The sequence below is a fragment of the Bradyrhizobium sp. NBAIM03 genome (assembly GCF_020194055.1).
Taxonomy (GTDB): Bacteria; Pseudomonadota; Alphaproteobacteria; order Rhizobiales; family Xanthobacteraceae; genus Bradyrhizobium; species Bradyrhizobium yuanmingense.
Window position 1 is genome coordinate 1 of sequence record NZ_JADYVS010000021.1, and the last position, 18,714, is coordinate 18,714.

Consider the following 18,714-nt stretch of genomic DNA (forward strand, 5'->3'; position numbering starts at 1 on the left):
CGCTCGAGCGCGGCGATCCCGAGACTGCACGAGAAACCTTTTGGTCCCTCAGTCAAAGACGAAGCCCGATTTAAGTGATCGAATCGAAGAATGGGTCAACCGGATCCATCCTGCTCTCCTCATGTTTGTATCGACTCTGCAGCAATCCATACGGCCTGGATTACGGCGAGATAGCAGCTCGTTCAGATTCTCGATTGTTGTAGCCGCAACCTTTCAAAAAGCTGACGAGATCAGGATATTGCTGCGCGCGAGACCGGCGTCGCATCGGCGCCCGCCTGACGACGGACGGGGTCGTTCCAATTTTGCCGCACCTCTTCGCCGGTCTCGTGTTCGAGCCGACGAAATTGGTCGCCGGTGGATCGCCGAATTCAAGCATTACGGCGGGACTCACATAGCTGCTACCAGTCTCAATGGATCATACGTGACGAGCATCTTGTCGTCCTTGGCATCATTTTTGATAGTGAGCTTGTCCTGTTGTAGGCGTTCATTGATGACACACAACGTCTTTTCCCCGACGCAGACCGGGAGGCGTTCTCGTGCCTTGGAGTTCCGTTTTTGCTTTCACTGCAGTTCTGAGGGACCGAATTGTCATCGATTGTGTTTCGCCAGGTTCGGAGCTGTTGCTCGAATGCCGTATGTGAGATCCAGGTCGTCCGGGAACCGGCGAACTGCGCCGTAAGCCTCGGGAAGGGACGTTCCGCCCTTGAAGACGAGATTCTCGCCCAGTGGCCACCAGCGCGTTCAGGCGTCAACGACCCAAACATTGTTTTTCGGGAAGATGTGCAGGCCGTCCTGAGTTCGCAGCAGTAACGGTGAGCGCCTCTCGGGATCGGATAGGTTTAAAAGTTTATCCAGCACGCAGCTTGCTTACGGGCCTCGCAAGCCGAGTTGGCAATGAAGATCCGGCAGACTTCGATTCGATCACTTAAATCGGGCTTCGTCTTTGACTGAGGGACCAAAAGGTTTCTCGTGCAGTCTCGGGATCGCCGCGCTCGAGCGCGCGCACGACCTCACCGGCACGACGGCTTGCCATCGTAAGCTGCCAACGCGGTGCATGCTTGAACTAGAAAAACTTGCTTGCCACGATGGAGCTCGCGGGAAGCCCCCGAAGTCAAATAAACCTGCCGAACAGTCAGCCACCTCGTCAAACCGAGTTGGTTGGCTGAGCCAGCGCCTGCGCAACCAATAATTTCACCGCTGCGCGCCTTGGTCTCCTGAACAACTTTTCGACCGACTGAGCTCTCATCCCGAAGCGGCTTTCGACGCGACGCAAATGCGCGTCGCCTCGCGCGCGGGAACTTTTGTCGCTCGGCAAGACCGAAAGGCCCTGATCGACGGCAGCGCACTTGCCAAGGTGCAAAAGCACCTTGGCAGCGATGGGTGAGGCTTCACGATCGATCTTTACGTATCGCCCGCAGAGCAATGATAAATATCTCTGCGGCGGTTTGGGAGCCTCATAGTTTCAGGCCGCGCTCTGCGAGCACACGGTGCATGACCTCGCCTTTGATCTCGCCAGCGATCTCCTTTCGGACTTGGGCGCCGAGAACCCGCTCGGCATCCGGATCGCCTAGAAGACCACGCTCGGCCAGTCGCTGATCCAAGCGGGTTTGAAACTCCTCGCCCATGGCTTCGACGAGCCGGTCTTGCATCGCTTCATATTCGTCCGGAGCGATGCGCCTCAGCACCGTCTCCCAGGGTTGCCAGCGGCTTGCCATGTAGTCGGTGAACTGGCTTGCTTCCCGCCCCCGGACCAGGTTGAGCGCCTCCGTCGCATCATCCTCGCTTACGTGAGAGACCGCCAGGAAGCGCATGTCAGGGGCGACATGACTGAGCTCCAGTGGCTCGCGCAGCCGATGTTGATAGGCCAGGTAGACTTCGATGTCGTCTACGTTCGGGTTGCCGTTGGCGAGCGAGTTGACCCTGTCGCGCGCGATCTCGTCCAACGCCTCCAAGCGGAAGGCGACACGGCCGCGCTGGATCAGATCGCCAAGCCGATCGTCATATACCCCGTCCTCGACGTCAGCGTTGAGGCGCGCGGTCTGCATACCATTCCAGTGCAAGGTGACACGATCCTCGCAGCTCGCGTTGGCCTCGGAAGCCTGCGCAAAGAACTGCTCGCGCAATGTCGGATTGGCGGCCGCCTGCCGCAGATCATCAGCCACTGCCTGCCGAAACCCGTCATTGCCGTAGTTCACAGTGGCTCGCAGCCTCTCCAGGAACTGTGCGTAGTCTTGGGCGCCGGGCTCATCCGCAAAGTGCTGCCATTCGCCCAGCGCGGCCGGGTCGTCTGCGAGCCAGTGTGCGGCAGCCTCATGCAGGGATTGCTGCGCAAGCTGCGGTGGCGCTTCAGCCGCCAGAGCGAGAACATCGTCCGGCAGCGGGTTATCCCAGAAGTCGAGGCTCTCCAGATGCGGGTAGTAGAGGCTATTATGCGGTACACGAGCTTCTAGAACACCTTCAGGCAGGTCGGTCAGCCGGTTACCGCTGACATTGAGTGATTGGAGCGTGCTCGGAAGAGGGTCGGGAAGGTTGGTCAATTGATTGCCGCTGACATTGAGTTCAATGAGCCACGAGGGGAGGGACTCGGGGATGTCGGTCAGCTGATTGCCACTGACCGCAAGCGCGGTGAGCCCGCTCGGGAGAGCGTCCGGTAAGCTGGTTAGCCGGTTGTCGTTTGCGTTCAGGATCTGCAGCCCGGCCGGAAGGTTTGCCGGCAGACTGGTCAACCTGTTATCAGCGACCTCCAGCTCAGAGAGGGTTGCCGGAAGATCGTCCGGCAAACTGGTCAAGCGATTATGGCTAATGAGAAGATGCTGGAGACCGGGTGGGAATATAGCGGGCAGGCTGCTTAGCTCGTTGTGCCTGGCGCGCAGTTCCAGCAACCTTGGCGGCAGCGCGGCAGGCAGAGCGGTCAGCGAGAGGGAGGACAAATCGAGCGAGTGCGAACCTGTGTTATCCGAATTCCTGATTCGTCGGCGCCCCTGTCGCCTATTCTCGGCTTCGCCCTGCCCCTCTTCGGCAACCCAATTGTCCAGGATCTGCGCGCGCGCGGAGGCTGGGGTCCGATACCCTGTCAAGGTTTCGACCAAATTCGCCACGGCACGATTGAAGCCGCCGAGGTAGCTTTCCCGCTCCCCTTCTTCAAAAGTATCCGGGGCGGAACCTGCGCTCCGCTGTGCCTGTCCTATGTCCATCAACTTTCTCCCTCGCCAGAAACTTGAAGAATACGCCTGCCGCTGCGCAAGGCTACGAAGCAGGAGGTTGCCCGCTGCCACAATAATCATTCGAGCGAGCGCACGTGGGTCGGGGCGCCCCCCTCCTGGTCGAAGCGGTACAGCTTCACACGAGTTGGAGGCGGCGAATGGATCAATGCTGCTGCAACGTTTGCTGCCATTTCGTTGGGCGGACAGATCCGGAGGACCGCCAACGCGAAAGCGTTCTGCCCCTAGCACGGTCACCTGTCGATTAGCTGACGAGCCTCGCTGCAGAACATCCAAGTCGCTCGGTTTATCACCAGTGGCAAAGACCAGCGTGGCACCGATTGGGTTGGCAGGTGAAAGGACCCCCGCGGAGTTGAGCGTTCGAGCGACTGCCGCTCTTCGTCTTTCACGCACTCGGCCGAAAAGGCTTCATTTGCCTGCCATTGAGATATCCCACCATCGGCGCGCTGCGGCGCGGCGTTTAAGTGCTGCTGCGCACGGGAGATAACTACCCGCGACCGCGATCAATTTCTTGCTCCAAATCGTTTTACCGACTTCTGCCGGCTTTGGTGCCATCGTTGCCCTTGCGATAGGGCTGTCAGCTTGTCGAAAGATAAGTGTCCTAGGTCCTAGAGCGTGTTGTCATGGGCTGGGTTGGCTCAGTGTCGTAAGGGGAGTGGAATGGATCCTTTTGAGGCAGGACAGATTCGGCGCGGCGGAGGCACTCCTTCTGCATCTTCCCAACAAGATGGGGCGGAAGGCCGGGGGGCGGCACAATGGGATGCTTTCGTGACGGGCTTCGCAGCAAACTCCGGGCATTCAACCCATGCGGCGGCCGAACAAGACGAGGCGCTCGAGAATTGGGCTGCTGAACCGCACGTGGGTCCTCTCGAGGACCGGGACGAAGCGGCAAGGCGGGTCAATGCTCTGGGTGAAGACGCCATGCTGGATCTCCAGTCGCTGTCCCTTACCAGTCTGCCCAGACTTCCAAGCGAAATTGTCGTGCTCGATGTGCCCTTCAACCGGCTTACCAATCTGCCTGACGAACTCCCCGCTTCGCTCCAGCGTCTTGATGTCAGTGGCAATCAGCTGAGCAGCCTGCCCCCGCTTCCGGGCGGGCTCAGAGGCCTCGACGTGAACTCGAACCGGCTGGAGAGCCTACCTGCCGTCCTGCCTGCCGGGCTCCAATTTCTTTGCGCCAACCACAATCGGCTGCTGAACCTACCCGACGCCTTCCCTGCTTCGCTCCAATTTCTCCACATCAGCCACAATCAGCTGACGAGTCTACCGGCGGCGCTCCCTGCTATGCTCGAATATCTCGACGTAAGCCAAAATCAACTGACGGATCTGCCGCCGGCTCTCCCAGCTTCGCTCCGGTTTCTCGACGTAAGCCAAAACCGTTTGACGAGTCTGCCCGAGGACCTGCTGACGGCCTTGGGCGATGATGGCACCCTAGTTCTGACTGAAAATCCGCTGTCTGAGCAGGTCCTGGCGAACCTGAGTACAATCCTAAGCGCGGAGGATTATGTCGGCCCGACTGTCCACCTTTCGCACGACGACGAAAGTGAATCGTCCGGGACAGACGATGAGCAGGCGGACGCTCTCGCTGAAACAGTTGCAGAATGGCTGAAGGGCAATCCACAGGAGGTCGATCGGGAGGTGCTTGCCGCTTGGCAGAACTTTGCAGAAGAGCCGGGCGCTCGGGAATACGGGCTTTTCCTCGCCAAGCTGTTCGAGTCCGTCAGCTCTGGCAATGAAGGGTTCCGGCAATCGGTGGCCAATGATCTGCGTCAGGCGGCAAAAAACCCGCAATTGCGTGCCCAGTACTTTCAACTGGCATGGGATGCCAACCAGAGCTGCGAGGACCGCAGAACATTAACCTGGAACGGAATGCAGACCGCGCGCCTCATCGCGGAAGTCGAGAACGGCCTCTATGACAACAAGGCACGGCTTGCCGATCTCGTCGAATTGGGGCGCGTCATGTTCCGCATGGACGCGCTCGAGGCGATCGCGCGCGATAAGGCTCACTCGCTCGCCTCGGTCGACAACGTAGAAGACATCGACGCCGTTGAAGTCTTTCTTGCCTATCAGAACAAACTGCGCGAGCGGCTGGGACTACAACACGTCGCGCCGGACATGCGCTTCTTTGAAGTTTCCGGCGTTACCGACTCTGACGTTGACAGCGCAGAGACATCCGTGCGGAACAGGGAGGCGGCGGAATTTGCCGACTATTTGGCAATGGATTGGCAGCCTTGGGACGATGTGATTCGCCGCATCGCACCTGAAGAGCATGCCAAGACGCAGGACCAGCTCATTGGTGCAATGGGAAAGGAGTTCGACAGCCGAATGGAGCAACAGCTCGCCGATCAAGGCCTGACCGGGGCTGAAGCTGGCCTCGTCGAAGATGCCAAGCGAGTGTTGGGTGCCGCAGTTCGCAAAGAGATCGCCCGTGAGATCAAGGGCGCTCTAAGAGACAAGGTGCTCAATGATCTCGGCCTCACCCTGTGAAGCCAGCTTTGCTGCAGGAGGCTGTTAATTCCTGCTACAGTTTCCCTCTGGTGCGCCGGTTTGTGCCCGAGAGCCTTCACGTGATGCGCAGCAAGCGGAGCGGCGCCGATCTAAAAACCGGCGCTGCTCGACTCGTTCCAGCGGGTGTTTCCCGAAAGCGACGATGGCCGATCTCGCGATGAGGCGGATGATCGTCGGCTGCTATCGAGGGCCGCATGGATACGGGCAAATTGTCGAAATCGGAGAGCCGATACGCGCGTTTGTACGGCTTCGAAGCCGGCATGGAAGAACGCCGGACTGCACCGTACTTGCACCGCGCGTATCGGCTGATCGAGGCGCCGGCTGCTGGCTGAGCTACGAGGGGCCTGACCATCACTGACCGAACGAAGATAGCCGCGAAGCATCAGCGCACTTCGTTCTCCGGAGATCTGCGCAGGCGCTGAGCAAGAAAATCAGCCGTTCCCAAGCGATGACGACGATGCCGACGTGACGGTCCGTAGAGCTTGCCGACACTGATCCGCCGAAAACGGACAAGATGATCTGCGAGCTGGAGCGGGCGCTGTGGGCGGACCGCGAACCGATGAGATCGTCGCGCCTGCCCCTTCTGTCGGTGTGACTCCGGCGGCAGTTGGGTTGCTGTACAAGACTCTCCATCACAATCAGGCTCTCCTCCCGTCATTCACCCGAGGATCGCCGTCGAACCCCTTCACCGTGAACGTTGCTCTTTGTTTCATCCTGAGTCGTTGGCAGCCAATCTGTGACACCCCCGAAGAACACGCTCAGCGACCATCTCGCAGCTTCGCCCTCTGTCAGCTGATGGGAATGAGGCTCGCGGCCTGAGGGGTTAGCCCCGACGCCGAAGGATCTGTATTCAGCATAATAGCTTGTCCTCAACGTATTGGTCTTGCCGGGGGTCCATTCGCGCCACCCTTCCGCGGTGACGGGGGCATCTATCTTCGCCGACAGGAAGACCACTGTGGCATAGGGGCGCCAGGGGCGGCCAAGTGCGATGTAGCGAGCAGCAGGGTCGGCACTCAGCCTGCAATGATCAAAAACATAGCCACTGTCCTCATCCGGCATTGCCTTGCTCTGAGCGGTATAGATGACCGCTTGATTGGCGAGGCCGTGCAGCTCACATTGCCGGAACCAGGCCTTGGCGTTGCCAAATATGAAATCGACATGCCCTTCGATGTAGCAGTTCGAGAAGTATTGTCGTGACATTCTGCCGTTTGGTCCCTTGCCCGCAAACAGCGTGTCCTGGGCGCCGAGCAGACGGACACGCGTAATGACGTCCCTATCTCCGGTAACGGACAGCGCTACCGCCTGCGAGGGTGGATTGGCCGGATCGAGGGCGTAGTCGTTCTGGATGGTCAGATTCTCGAGCCGGAAGTCATCGCCGGCGGCATCCAGCGTCGCCGAACGGGCGGTTCCTCCTACATTGATCGCGCCGTCGCCATACACAATGACCGTATCCTCCGGCTTCCTGCCAGTCCCTTCGATATGAATACCGGATTTGGAGATTTTGACCTTCTCGCGATAGACGCCCGGCGCGATCCGGATATTTCCGCCTTCCGCCGGCAACGCGTCGATGGCTTGCTGCAAGGAGTGATAGTCTGCAGTTCCGGCATGCGACACCGATAGTGCCTGAGCGTACGCTGCCGAGATGCAGAAACATCCCGCCAGAAGTGCAGCGGCGGAAATGAAAATTCGCATGTGATCTCACACTTCGTTTCTCAGCGGGATAGTCGCCGCGCATCGACACGAGATTTTCAACGCCAAATCAGAACCTGCTCGTCACCTTGGCATTTTCGGCCCTGCAAAACCCTCGCCAAATTGCAACCAACTCGGGACATGAGGCCGACCGTGTACAGTAATCTTGGCCTCAGATGCGGAACTCACCATCTGAGTTCGGTGCCGGGTGTAGTGCTTACTGATTGCCGTCGCGGAATGCCCTGGAACATACCTCCGATCCGCGCAGCAGCGGTTGTGTAGCTCGTCCGGGCAGCGGGGGCCATACGTCAGAGTGATTTGCGGTGACCTTCGCATGTTCAAGTTGCCAAGTCGCGGAATTGGCGAATCGGACATCTTCGAGTGTCACGTCCAGGGCATGCCGCTCGTCTACGCCGCGCATCAGCAGCACACCAGTGTCGCCATGCACATGACGGAGAACGATTTGCCGATAGACCGGAATCCTCGTGCCTTGAGCGCGCGGATCATATTTTGTATCGAAGGCCAGCGGCCACCGGTTGCCCCGCAGGCACACGTACTCATAAGTCACGCCCTCGACCAGACCGCCTCGACTAACATCGCTCTTGATGCGCAGGCCCGACGTCGTACCATCCAGCGTCAGATTACGCACCAATATGTCTCTGGCCCCGGAATTCACCTCGCTGCCGATCGACATGCCATGCCCCCAGCCGAAATAATTATCAATGATCGAGATATGGCTGCTTGAGCCATTGTCGCCGGCCTTGATTGCAACGTTGTCGTCACCGGTACGGATCACGCTGTGGGTGATGGTCACATCCTGACTGGCGCCAAGATCGATGCCATCGGTGTTGCGGGCATCCGCCGGCGAATCGATCGTGAGGCCCCAAAACGTGGCACCTTCAACCCGGTTCATCGCGACATGAAAATTGGCAGCGTTGCGCAAGGTGACACGAGAGAACGTGATGTCCAGCGCATGATCGACCTGGATCAAGCGTGGGGCGTTCTGATTGCCGCCCTGGGCTTGGGCGCGGCGGGCTAGCTGCCACCAGGTTTCCGCGCCGCCGCCGATCATTGCGCCGCCCTGACCATCGATGATGCCCTCTCCGTAGATGCCGCCGCCGCGCGTTTTAGAAAAGCTGATGAATGGCCGGCAACCGTCGCCCTTTTCTGCAATGCGACCACATTGTCCGAGGCCCTTGTCGTAAGCAGCAGGTTCGGGGATGGCGATCAGTGTCGCACCGCGTCCGACCCATAAGGTCACGCCCGATTTCATCTCGAGTGGACCTGAGTGAAACTCGCCGCGCCCAAGATAAACTGCAGCGCCATCGGGGCAATGTTGAATGGCGTCCTGTAGGCTAACTGTATCGTTCTTGCCGGAAGGCACAGGGCGATCGCAGACCGTCTGAGGTGCAACAGGTTCGGCGATAGTCCGGCGGTCTTGCGCTTTTGCGGCGGGGCAGACAACCATGGAGGCGAGTATGGATAATACGGCCCAGCTGCGAAAACGCTTTGTCATTGACCTGCTCGTGCTTTGTCACGCCCACGTTTGGCGCGTGCCTTTTCTGGTATTGAGCGCTGGCTCGATCGAGCCGTCGCGCGCGTCACTGGCCCGCGCAAGATGACATTTATAAGACGCAGCAGAGGCCTGAACCTTACGATTGCGCAGCAGCACCTTGCCTATGCGCGAACAAGACGAAGCGTTGTGCGATAGTCCAAAATCCAAACAGCTTCTCAGCGTTCTCACACTGAGAGAGTGCCCAACCGGCCCCGATTTTCGGCATCAACAACTGCGCGTGAATCCGGACGCTGCGTCGGATCGACGTTTGATCGAAGAGCCGCACTACAAGAATTGACAGGAGCGCCCACGGTCACCTGACCACCGAAGCTGCCGTTCAGCCAGGAGGGCGCACCGCAACATTTGTAGCGACACGTCGTTGGACGAACGCGGGGCGATCGGCTTTCACGGCGGCAAGATCGAGGTCGAGCGCTCGCGGGGTTAAGGAAATCGACTGTTCACCGCCGCTGACGCTAGGAGCTGTCGAAGGCGATCCGCGGCGCTCCGATTGGGCCTCGTCACTTAGCCGCTGCCAGATCGCCTCAGTGGGAGCCACGGGTGTGCACCCGACACCTCGCCGAAGCCGCAGCCCGCACGCGCCTGACCTTGACTGCTGATGAACCTCCTCGCTGTTCTTGAAGCGCCCGCAAAGCCATACCTACGTGTTTGTTCTCCTTGAACACGGTGTTAGAGAGCCGATTTCGTGCATTGTCATCACTGGCTTCGAGTGACTGGTCGCGCTCGCCGGGGAAACGCGCCACCTTGTAAAGCATTTGAAGATACTTCTCAGCAGTCGCCGTGACAGTTTTTGTCGAGCACTGACGCCGCTCATCATCTCGTGAATGTAATCAAAATCCGCGCGACACATTCGGCGGCGGTTTGCGGCCGAGGCGTCGGGCAAGGCCAGCGGAACCGTTCCCGCGCGCCGCATCCAATCGCTGCTCAAAGGCGTCTTCTACCGGCTGGTTCGGCTGCTGATCGTCTGACGGCGTGCTGTACCGATGGCGGAGGTCCTGTGTTGGATATCTCGAAATTGTGCGAGTCCATGCCAGTCTCCCGTCCAGGATCACATCAGTGGGTTAGTCCGTACTCGGAGAATCTTTCGAGAAGCTGACGAGGCTACAGCCGGCTCCGGATCGCATTCGCCCCGGGAACCAGGACTGGGCGGCCATGGAAGACTATGAACGGATCGACGGGCTAAACTTGGCCGAGGGATTTGCGCGATTCGGATCCGAGGCCGCCTTGTCGGCGATCGAGCGAAGATTGAAGCAGGTGCTTGGTTCGAACGATATTGATCTTCTAGTTTCTGACACGGCAGCACACGGGCATGCACTGACGAGTTGCGTGAAAGACAGCATCTTCTGCCACTTCCATTCTCGAGAGAGTGGTCGCCCGATGTTCCACAACGGAGCCTCCAGAGCCGTCTCTATGATCGCTGCGCACGGCACGCAAACCGCACTCGATGTATTGCTAGACATCCACACGGGTGCCTCCGCCTCGCTCAAGGGAGCGGTTATGGATTCGTTAGAAACGCTGGCGGGCCGGTTGGGCATATGAATTCGGCTGACCGGCAAGGGCAGACCTGAGGCAGCAACAATTTGAAGTAACTGCAAATCGAAGATGCTACCAGGAGGGGCGGCAGATCTCCCCTCGTCGGCCACCAAGCAGTACGTTCTATCCCTGAAAGGCCCGCCATATGGTCTTGTCCTTAGTCCTAGGACAAAGGACGGAAGCGAATTTGTATGAAAGGTCAAGTCCTTGTTGTATTGCTGAAGCTCGTGAGCCTTGAACAGGCCAAAAATGAGGGCGATGCGCATCCTGGGGAGGCTGCGTATCACGATGACCCTTACTCAGTACGCAGCCTGGAATCAGCCCTTGGTATCAGCAAGACAGAGGTCAATGCCTCGATCAACCGGAGCCTTTCGTCGGGACTTGCGGTCAAAGATCGGGAATCCGGCCACGCAAAGCCTAACCGCCGCAATCTTCATAATTTTGTGGTGCACGGATTGAAGTTCGTTTTTCCGGTTAAACCGGGTGCGATGACCCGGGGCATCCCACCGCCTTTGCCGCCGCCCCGCTTAAAAATCTTACCCCTTGGACTTCGACATCTTGGCGCGGACCGAACCAAGCCGGGATGCGATGCCCCCACGAGAGCTGGCGCGAGATGGTCCAAGCACTGCGTTTTAGAGCGTTTGTTGTCCATGTTTTCGATAGTGGCGAATACATGAATAGCCGTGGCATTGGCCTAGCGTAGTCCCCACTTTTCCTGAAAGTTGAGTCGTGCTTCAAGGGTGCATGAGCAGCATCCCTGAGCGACAGCGATTAGCTTGACGAAGGAGTGACCTGCCATTGCTTTTCATCCAGCCGCAGTTAGAGTCTCGGGGTTTTTGCAGCGAGACCGAAGTTTGGACCACTCAGAACTAGAGTTTTGCGCCTCTGTCACGTTGGCGGGCTGGTTGCGCCGACGTGGGTGTGCAGCAAAAGCGGTGGTCGATTTCCGATTGCCCCATGGGGCCGTTCTTCATTGTACCATCTGCGCCAAGTCTCCACTTTTTGCTGGGCGTCCGCAGCTTCTTCCAGTTGAAGTAGGTCGCCTGGCTGATCCCGGCCTTGCGGCAGATCTTCGCCAGGTCCGTGACCAAACCTGTCGCCGTCAACGTGCGCGGCGGCAGCTTTCAACGGTCCCATGATCGACTCGAAAACTCTACGGCAGCATCCTGGTCAACCGGATCATCGACGCTTCGCGATCTGGGCGGTCGTGCCTTACGTATTGAATTGTTTGCCGCAGAGTTGTGCTGGCGTTCATCGATCGACGATGAGACCGCTCGACACTCAAGCCTCCGCTCCAGATCCGCCAATCCTGCCTTACATTCGGCGACAACCGATTGGGCGCGAAGCAGCTTGACCTTGAGCTCGTCCTGTTGCCTGAGTATTTTCTCAACATCCGAATCGTTCTGCATTAGCTCATTGACCATCTGCAAGCGCCGATGCAAGGCCGGCACCTAGCTTCAAGAATGCACGCTCCGCATGTCGCACATGCCCCACCCTGAGCCATGGGCTAAAGCGATGCCAAACGATCGTCCAGAGGACGCCTTTACGTTGGCGTTCTTGTTGAGAACCACCATTCGTTGCGAGCCCCTTACAAGACAATCGGCTTCTCCCCGGCAAACCGGAGCGCGACCTGGAGATCGCAGAGTTCGCGAAGCAGGCGCACGGTTTGGAAAGCACATCAGGGGACCTCTGCCATCGATCAAGCGGGCAAGCTTCATCTGAATACTTCGACCGGATGCTGAAGGAGCATCATAGTCACAGGTGGTTTCGTCACATCTTCAAGCAACCGGCATGCCAATGCCGGTTGAGCGTTTTTATGAAGAAACGATGTCGGTTTTCCCGCAGCACGTAGTTGCAGGCGGTGTTGTTGTCGCGCTTGAAACAAACGGCGTCCTGAGCGAGACGGCCAAAGCCGCAACCACGAGCGTCCGCGCGCATTTTCTAATGAAAGTCTGGCAGGACTGGATCGAGTTCTTCCTGCTCGAGCGTCTTGGCTCCATCTTTGGCCAGGTACGCTGCCAGAGCTGCGATACCGGAGTCCGGTGGACATCGAGCGGGTGCCGATTTTTTGAACGGCACTTGTCCCAAACGCTCGGCAACTTCGACGCTCATGAGGTGGGGACGGATCGGTCGATCGACGGCGCGCTCGATGGTGTGGAAGATCCAGGTGCCGTCCGGATCGATGTCCGACCAATGAAAGATCGGCGTCTGTTCGGATACCAATCCTGCGATTGTCCGCAGCGCCTGCTGGGTGGCAAGCGAGGGGTACCCGCCGACATACATGGTCGTGCCTAATCGGCCGGGGTCCGCCTCGGCGATGTGCCGGTTGAAGCTTGCGAAGTTTTCGATCGTTAGAACGTAGGCCGGCGGCTCCCGGAACCGGACGCGATCAGCCTCCTTGGGAGTGATTCCGAGATAATGCGGAGATATCCTGGAAAGATCGGCTCCGTCGAGGTCGATCTTGCCCGCGATCAGCAGGGGCGGCGCGAAGCGCTCAAGCCCGATCGCTCGCAGTGCCTCGCGGGGGCGGGCGCCAGGCGGAAAGTCCATTATGCCGCTCAAAAGCCGGACCAGGGCCCCCTCGATGCGCTCGAGTATCTTGCTGTGCCCCACCGTACGTCGCGAGAAAGTTTTGTAGTCGACGTCCAGATGCTTGTTGTCGAGGATCGCCTGGGCGAGAACGAATGCGTGGCGCAGCGTGTCGACGTCGGACGAGCCGAATCCGTGCCACGTCTTACCCCGCGCCCACACCTCTGCGATTTGAGAGCCGCTGTTCTTCAGGGACTCGTGCAGCGCCACTCCGGCTACAAGCCGGACGGCGGCATGCTCCGCGATGCGTGAGGCCGGGGTGCGGCCGAGATATCGGTATAAGTTCTCCGCCGAGGACAGCCGCACATGTGCCACTTGGTCGCGCATGGGGCCGCGCCCCCAACCAAGGGAGACTGCGCCGGCACTTTCGGCTTCCCTGATGTGTTTCAGGAAGGCGTCCGCCGCGACGACTGATGGGAAGGCGGGGTAGTCCGGGTGGGCGATCGGGCTTGCGGCCCCCGCCTCGAAGCGGTTGAGCAGGTCGTTCAGCAGGCCGAGCGCATCCGTGAAACGCCGAGCCATGGCTACTCGGCGGCCAGACGGGTGGCGAGCTCATCTTCGGACATCAGGTCCGGATCGATGGCCATGAGTTCGCGCTTGGCCTTCTCTTTGAGTTCCACCACGGTAGCCCTGGACTGCTCGCCGATCCGGTCCACCTCCACGATGGTGTCCATGTGCTCGAGCACGGCGACGCGCTTCTCGAACGGCGCGGCGATCACGAACTGCAGGCCGAGGTTTTTGTAAAAGCTCATCATCTGCCGCTGGTTCTTGCCGTCCATCTTGGAGAAGGCCTCATCGAACATGGCCAAGGCAAAACCGGCAGGCTTGCCGGCACGACGCTCCGCGCTGCCGTAGACGGCGGCCAGCGAAGCGCCGATGGCAACGTAGATAGGCACCTGCTGTTCGGCGCCAGACCCGGTGCCGCGCCGCTGCTCCCAGCGGGTCGAGCGGCCGGTGGCCACATCCTCCATGTGGATCTCGAAGGTGTAGAAGTTGCGGTAGTCCTCGAACTGGGTGAAATCCTTGTCGGGGTCCTCGAGCAGCGCCTCGAGTGCGACGATCGTATCCTTGTGCGGGAAGTCATCGGGCACGTCGCCCCGGAACAGCATATCGAGCGCCTCCGGAGAGGTTTTGGCGATCTCGATGATCTTCAGGATGGGCTGGAATTCCACCATCTGGGTGCGGTGGAATGAGTATCGCTCGTTATGGAAGGGATGTGCGTAGAGGCTACGGTTCAACGATTGCAGCTCCCGCTCCATCTTTCCGATCCGGGCCGTGAGCGCGTTGATGAACTCGCCGCGCAGCAGGGTGGACGCCTTCTCCGCCGCTTCCCGCGCCTGCCGTTCGTACTGGCGCAGCTCGTTGGATTCGATATCCGAGATGAGCTGCTCCATCCACGGCTTCACCTCCCGCAGCGGCTCGCTTTCCGCGCCGACCTGCGAACTCATCCCGAACTGGTCAAAGTAATCGTAAAGAAGCTCGCGGACCCGTCGCTCGATCCGGGCGCGCTCGTTGTCGGACGCGTCCGCATCCTTCAAGGCCTTCTCGGCGATGGCCCGGTGTTTCTCCGCGAAGCCCTTTTGGGCTGCGGCATCGAGGCGGTCGCGGTAGACGGCCCTGCCTTTCGCGGTGGAGTAGAGTGAGAAGAACTTGCGGTATATCGACCGCGCGACCCTGAGGTTGAGTTCGGAGCCGGGCACGTTCTCGCCCTCTCCGAGCCTCCTCTCCGCCGACCTGACCTCGCCGTCGTGCTCGCCGAACGCCTTCTGCTGCGTCTTTCTCTCCTCCAGCCTCTTCTCCTTCAGCTTCTGCTGCGCCCTCTTTTTGTCGCGAAGCCCGCCGTCCCCCGCGCCATCGAGGGCATCGAGCCTGGCCTGAGCTTCAGCGACCTCAGTCTGCGCGGCCGCGAAAGCGGCCGCGCAAGCCGCGAGGTCATTACGTTCCTCGCAGATGTTCTTCAGAGCGGCAACAGCCTGCTCCGCGGCATGGGCCTCCTTCCCCTTGTCGGTCAGGATCCGACCCAGCTCCTCGGCCTGATCCTGCAGGGATCGCAGAGCGTTCGCCTGGGCCGCCTTTCCGATCTTATGCTGCGAGGATTCGATCCAGCGATGGCTCCGGACGAGTCCGTCGTCGTAGAGGCCGTCCTTCATGATAGCCCGGCCGGGCCTGTTGAACTGGTCGAGCGTGTCCGCGAGACGGACATTGCCGTAGCGGCGCATGATGAAGGCCATCGCGTCCGGATCCTGGCTCCGGAAGATGGAGGGAAAAGTGCCGCGCTCCGGCTTGGCCCTGAACTGCTCGAGCTTGTTTAGGCTCACTAGCGATGCATGGCGAAACTCGCGGCGACCTTCCTTGAAGATTGACGTGGCGGCGCTGATATCCGCTCTGTCCACGAACACGGCTTCCCGGTCGCGGCCGAGGAGCGCCTCGGCGGCTCCTACCCACTCGGGTTCGGCGACGTCGATGATGTCGCAGAGTACGCGCGGGACCATTTCCCTCTGCCGCAGCCTGCGGCAGAGGAGTTCAGTGTCGTCGCCAAGATAGGCGCGCGCCCCTCCGGCGGCGTGCTGTCGGATGCGTTCGAGCACCTCGTCGCGCCGGCCTCGGAGCCCGGAAAGCTCCGCGATGATCGTTTGACGCGCTTCGTCGATCTTCGGCAGCCATTTGGCGCCGCTTGCCGCGAAGGACTTCTCGGCCGCGGTGACCTCGTCGGAGACGCGCCCGATGTCTGCCGCGGAGGTGGCGGTCAGAAGACGGTCAAGCGCAGGAACGAAGTCCTCGAAACCGTCCGCGCATATCGCGCGTAGCGGCTCCAGGCGACGGATGTTCTCCATGCGAGCGTTGAAGTCCGCCGAGGCGCGGTGCGCCGCCTGCCCGGCCACATCGGCGGTCTGCTGCAGGGACTTTCTGCCGGTCTTGGCATCGTGCTCGGCGATCGCGGCCGTGAGCCGTTCGATCCCGTTGTCGATGGCCTTGACGTCGTCGTCGATGAATTCGAGTTCTTTTGCTGCGGCGTCCCGGCGCGCCATCTCGGTACGCCGCTTGGTCTTGAAGTCCAGGTTTGTCGCCCGCGCCGCGAGCCAAGTCCCGCGTTTTGCGATCCACTCCTCCCTGAACTTGGTCTCGAGCGCCTCTTCAAGCGCGGCGAGGACGCCCCGAAGCGCCCTTAGGGCTTCGAGCCTGAGGCGCATTTTCCGGATGGTCTCGCTGATGTTGCGGTATGTCTGGATCGACTCGCGCAGCTCCTTGATGCCGATCGGACTGTCCTCGAGGATGTAGTTCCGCACGAACTGCGTCGCCGTCTGGTTGTGGTCGAGCGTCATCGCGTTGACGATTGATTTCTGCAGGGCGCTGGCGTTCTGCTCACCATAGGGCGAATGCGGCAGAAGATGGCGCATATACTCGCGGACGTAGTCGCTCGCCCGGTCGCGATGATTGACGAAGTTGCCTTCGCCGACCGCCGCAACGATCCGGGCGCGCACGTCCTCCCACTGCGCCGGGAATTGCGACTTTCCTCGCTGCTCGATGAAATCGTTGGAGCTCAGAACGGTCCCGACGGCGACGAACAGTGCCAGCACAGTCTCCCTGCTGTCGGATTTGCGCGCCTCGAGCGCCATGCCGATCGTGACCGGTGGCCGGGCGCCTTCCGTATCTTCGAAACCGAGCGCGATGTAGGTGCGCGCCTCGTCGCGCCGGCGCTGGTCTTCGCCGAGCGTCCCAAGGCAGTAATCGACGACGCTGCGCTTCGAGCCGCTGCGCGATTTTCCGCTATCGCCGGCGACCGCGTTCAGGCGCAAGAACCGCCGGCTCCCGCCGGTGAGGACGACCTGTGCCATGTCGAGGATCGTCGATTTGCCGGACCGGTTCTCGCCCAGCACCCCGACGTGTCCTGTCACGTCGATGTCGGCTACGTCGAACAGGTGCCAGTTCACCATCGTGAGGTGTCGCAGCTCCATCATGCCTCGTCTCCTGCGGGCTGCGGAAACCGCGCCTCCTCGCTACGGACGTAGCGCTCAAGCCGTTGGAGGGCATCGCCGCCACTGATCAGCTTGATCATCGGGCGGATCCTGATCTCGCAGTCCTGCTGCTCGTCGTCAAAATCACCGATCTCGACCAAACTGCGTTGGGCGGCCTCGCGCAGGACGTCACGGAAACGGGCGGCCGAGATCGCGCCTCCGCCGCCATGTTGCGCCATCTCTCGGTACCGGTCGAACAGGTCGTTCAAGGTGGCGACAACGACGGCCCGGTCCTCGACTGCTCCGACGTTCACCTCCTGCTGCCAGTATGCCGCCAGCACTAGCATCACGATGGTTTCGTCGAGCTTCATCCGGGGCAGCGGCACGTCCTCGTCCATGGCGACGATGCCGGACCACTGCGCCTCCGGATCGCGGTGGACGCGGTATCCGCAACTATCGAAGAAGCCGTCGACCACGTCGCGGAAGCGGCCATCCATGATCGTGTTGTAGACTGTCCCGGTCCGGGGGTCTCCCGCGAACACGAACTGCCGCCGTAGTAGGAAGTGCAGCGCTTTGCGGAGGTCGGCTGCCTTTTCCGCGCCGAAGGAGCGCTCGACGTTTTCGAATTCACTGAGCATGAGCCGCCCTCGCCTTCCGGAGTGCGCCCGATCGCTTGACCAGGAAGTTTGCGCAACGGAGCCATTCGCTGTCGTGTGGTGGCGTGTCGGGGCACGGTTCGAGTTCAAAGCCGGCCGCGACCTGCGCCGGAACCTCGCCCGTCAGGGCGTAGCGGCGGGCGCAATCGAAGGCGAGAAAGTCGTCCACGGTACCGATTTCCATGAAGCGGGCTTCCCTGGTCGCGAATGGCGGCACCTGGCCCTCGAGGAATCGTCTGACATCCTCGGGGCGGGGTGCGATACGCGCGATATACTCGAGGCGGAGCTTCTTGCGCAGTTCGTACAGCGGATCCGACGGCGGCTCGGAGAGCTCCCTTGCTTCGACGAGACGGCGTGGTTGCCTGGCCGTCGCCTGATGGTGCTCCGACCAGGGGGACCGCAGCGGCTCGATGCTCCATTCGATTGTCGCTTTGTTGTGTCTGCCGTCCCGCAGTAGGGCATCCAGGCGCCGCACCAGGTCGCCGGCTCGGCCGACGAGTCCCTGCCCGCCCCGCTCGGCGTACTTAATGGTGTTGCGGACCCGGGCTTCGAGCTGCCTGCGGAAGGCCTCGATCCTATCGAACATCTCCCCGATCTGATCGAAGATGCTTTCGATGGCCAGCAGGTCGTCGGCCGCGGCCATTCGACCGTCCTCGATGTCGGCTGCCATGCTCGAAGCTGTGTACTCCTCGGCGAGGACCTGCATGGTTTCCGGGGTGTAGGAGATCCTCCGCGCGAGGTCGACAATGGCGTCGCGGAAGCGGTACGGATGGTTGACGGTGAGGATGGACTCGAAATCCTTCAACAGGAGCTGGTCGACGAACTCCTCGAAAAAGGCTTCCAGCCGGGTAGCGACGGTTTTCGACTCCATGACGGTCCGTCGGACGCGCTTCAGGTCGGCCAGCCTGCCGGAAATGATCTCGGCGGGACGCCGCCGGATCCGCAAGGCCGACGCCGAAATCATCGCCCTCGTTCCAGAGGACGGGGTT

General features: G+C 60.5%; 12 protein-coding genes and 1 pseudogene. 4 read left to right on the forward strand and 9 right to left on the reverse strand.

Going from position 1 to position 18,714, the window contains the following annotated elements; all coding sequences use genetic code 11:
• Positions 1-588: 588 nt before the first annotated feature.
• Positions 589-726, reverse strand: a complete 138-nt coding sequence (locus tag I6F21_RS26715; protein ID WP_225183775.1) for a nucleotidyl transferase AbiEii/AbiGii toxin family protein — start codon at positions 724-726, stop codon at positions 589-591.
• Between the two features lie 728 nt (positions 727-1,454).
• Entirely contained in the window at positions 1,455-3,194 is a 1,740-nt protein-coding gene (locus tag I6F21_RS26720; RefSeq protein WP_225183705.1) for an NEL-type E3 ubiquitin ligase domain-containing protein, read from the reverse strand.
• A gap of 687 nt (positions 3,195-3,881) precedes the next feature.
• On the opposite strand from I6F21_RS26720, the gene I6F21_RS26725 reads away from it, so the two are divergent.
• Together I6F21_RS26725 and I6F21_RS26730 are read left to right on the forward strand one after the other, a co-directional pair.
• Positions 3,882-5,708 (forward strand): NEL-type E3 ubiquitin ligase domain-containing protein, encoded by a 1,827-nt coding sequence (locus tag I6F21_RS26725; protein ID WP_225183706.1) that lies wholly within the window; start codon positions 3,882-3,884, stop codon positions 5,706-5,708.
• Between the two features lie 215 nt (positions 5,709-5,923).
• Positions 5,924-6,061 carry a hypothetical protein gene (locus tag I6F21_RS26730; protein ID WP_225183707.1) on the forward strand — a complete coding sequence of 46 codons (138 nt, stop codon included), beginning with the start codon at positions 5,924-5,926 and terminating at the stop codon, positions 6,059-6,061.
• A 322-nt stretch (positions 6,062-6,383) separates the two neighbouring features.
• Here I6F21_RS26730 and I6F21_RS26735 read toward each other — a convergent pair whose 3' ends face one another.
• Positions 6,384-7,421, reverse strand: coding sequence for a pectinesterase family protein (locus I6F21_RS26735; RefSeq protein WP_225183708.1), 1,038 nt, complete (start codon positions 7,419-7,421; stop codon positions 6,384-6,386).
• A 214-nt stretch (positions 7,422-7,635) separates the two neighbouring features.
• A complete protein-coding gene (locus I6F21_RS26740; protein ID WP_225183709.1) occupies positions 7,636-8,934 on the reverse strand; it encodes a glycosyl hydrolase family 28 protein in 1,299 nt (432 codons plus the stop codon).
• Positions 8,935-10,143: 1,209 nt separating this feature from the next.
• On the opposite strand from I6F21_RS26740, the gene I6F21_RS26745 reads away from it, so the two are divergent.
• Positions 10,144-10,530, forward strand: a complete 387-nt coding sequence (locus I6F21_RS26745) for a hypothetical protein (RefSeq protein WP_225183710.1) — start codon at positions 10,144-10,146, stop codon at positions 10,528-10,530.
• 185 nt (positions 10,531-10,715) lie between these two features.
• Positions 10,716-11,201, forward strand: coding sequence for a hypothetical protein (locus tag I6F21_RS38705; protein ID WP_249787552.1), 486 nt, complete (start codon positions 10,716-10,718; stop codon positions 11,199-11,201).
• A 211-nt stretch (positions 11,202-11,412) separates the two neighbouring features.
• Here the strand turns inward: I6F21_RS38705 and I6F21_RS26755 are convergent.
• From I6F21_RS26755 to I6F21_RS26775, 5 genes and pseudogenes are all read right to left on the reverse strand, one after another.
• Positions 11,413-11,538, reverse strand: a pseudogene (locus tag I6F21_RS26755) (integrase core domain-containing protein); the annotation flags it as partial.
• 927 nt (positions 11,539-12,465) lie between these two features.
• Positions 12,466-13,635, reverse strand: a complete 1,170-nt coding sequence (locus tag I6F21_RS26760; protein WP_225183711.1) for a Wadjet anti-phage system protein JetD domain-containing protein — start codon at positions 13,633-13,635, stop codon at positions 12,466-12,468.
• Between the two features lie 2 nt (positions 13,636-13,637).
• On the reverse strand, positions 13,638-17,072 hold the full coding sequence (locus tag I6F21_RS26765) for an SbcC/MukB-like Walker B domain-containing protein (RefSeq protein WP_225183712.1): 3,435 nt from the start codon (positions 17,070-17,072) through the stop codon (positions 13,638-13,640).
• Positions 17,069-17,707, reverse strand: a complete 639-nt coding sequence (locus I6F21_RS26770; RefSeq protein WP_225183713.1) for a DUF4194 domain-containing protein — start codon at positions 17,705-17,707, stop codon at positions 17,069-17,071. The genes I6F21_RS26765 and I6F21_RS26770 overlap by 4 nt, the downstream gene beginning before the upstream one ends.
• On the reverse strand, positions 17,697-18,689 hold the full coding sequence (locus I6F21_RS26775) for a Wadjet anti-phage system protein JetA family protein (protein WP_225183714.1): 993 nt from the start codon (positions 18,687-18,689) through the stop codon (positions 17,697-17,699). The genes I6F21_RS26770 and I6F21_RS26775 overlap by 11 nt, the downstream gene beginning before the upstream one ends.
• Between the last annotated feature and the right edge of the window lie 25 nt (positions 18,690-18,714).

Bases quoted from the DNA above. Each gene is read 5' to 3' on its own strand.
- I6F21_RS26720 (WP_225183705.1), bottom strand. From the start codon at position 3,194: ATGGACATAGGACAGGCACAGCGGAGCGCAGGTTCCGCCCCGGATACT.
- I6F21_RS26745 (WP_225183710.1), top strand. From the start codon at position 10,144: ATGGAAGACTATGAACGGATCGACGGGCTAAACTTGGCCGAGGGATTT.
- I6F21_RS26765 (WP_225183712.1), bottom strand. From the start codon at position 17,072: ATGATGGAGCTGCGACACCTCACGATGGTGAACTGGCACCTGTTCGAC.
- I6F21_RS26735 (WP_225183708.1), bottom strand. From the start codon at position 7,421: ATGCGAATTTTCATTTCCGCCGCTGCACTTCTGGCGGGATGTTTCTGC.
- I6F21_RS26770 (WP_225183713.1), bottom strand. From the start codon at position 17,707: ATGCTCAGTGAATTCGAAAACGTCGAGCGCTCCTTCGGCGCGGAAAAG.
- I6F21_RS26775 (WP_225183714.1), bottom strand. From the start codon at position 18,689: ATGATTTCGGCGTCGGCCTTGCGGATCCGGCGGCGTCCCGCCGAGATC.
- I6F21_RS26730 (WP_225183707.1), top strand. From the start codon at position 5,924: ATGGATACGGGCAAATTGTCGAAATCGGAGAGCCGATACGCGCGTTTG.
- I6F21_RS26740 (WP_225183709.1), bottom strand. From the start codon at position 8,934: ATGACAAAGCGTTTTCGCAGCTGGGCCGTATTATCCATACTCGCCTCC.
- I6F21_RS38705 (WP_249787552.1), top strand. From the start codon at position 10,716: ATGAAAGGTCAAGTCCTTGTTGTATTGCTGAAGCTCGTGAGCCTTGAA.
- I6F21_RS26725 (WP_225183706.1), top strand. From the start codon at position 3,882: ATGGATCCTTTTGAGGCAGGACAGATTCGGCGCGGCGGAGGCACTCCT.
- I6F21_RS26760 (WP_225183711.1), bottom strand. From the start codon at position 13,635: ATGGCTCGGCGTTTCACGGATGCGCTCGGCCTGCTGAACGACCTGCTC.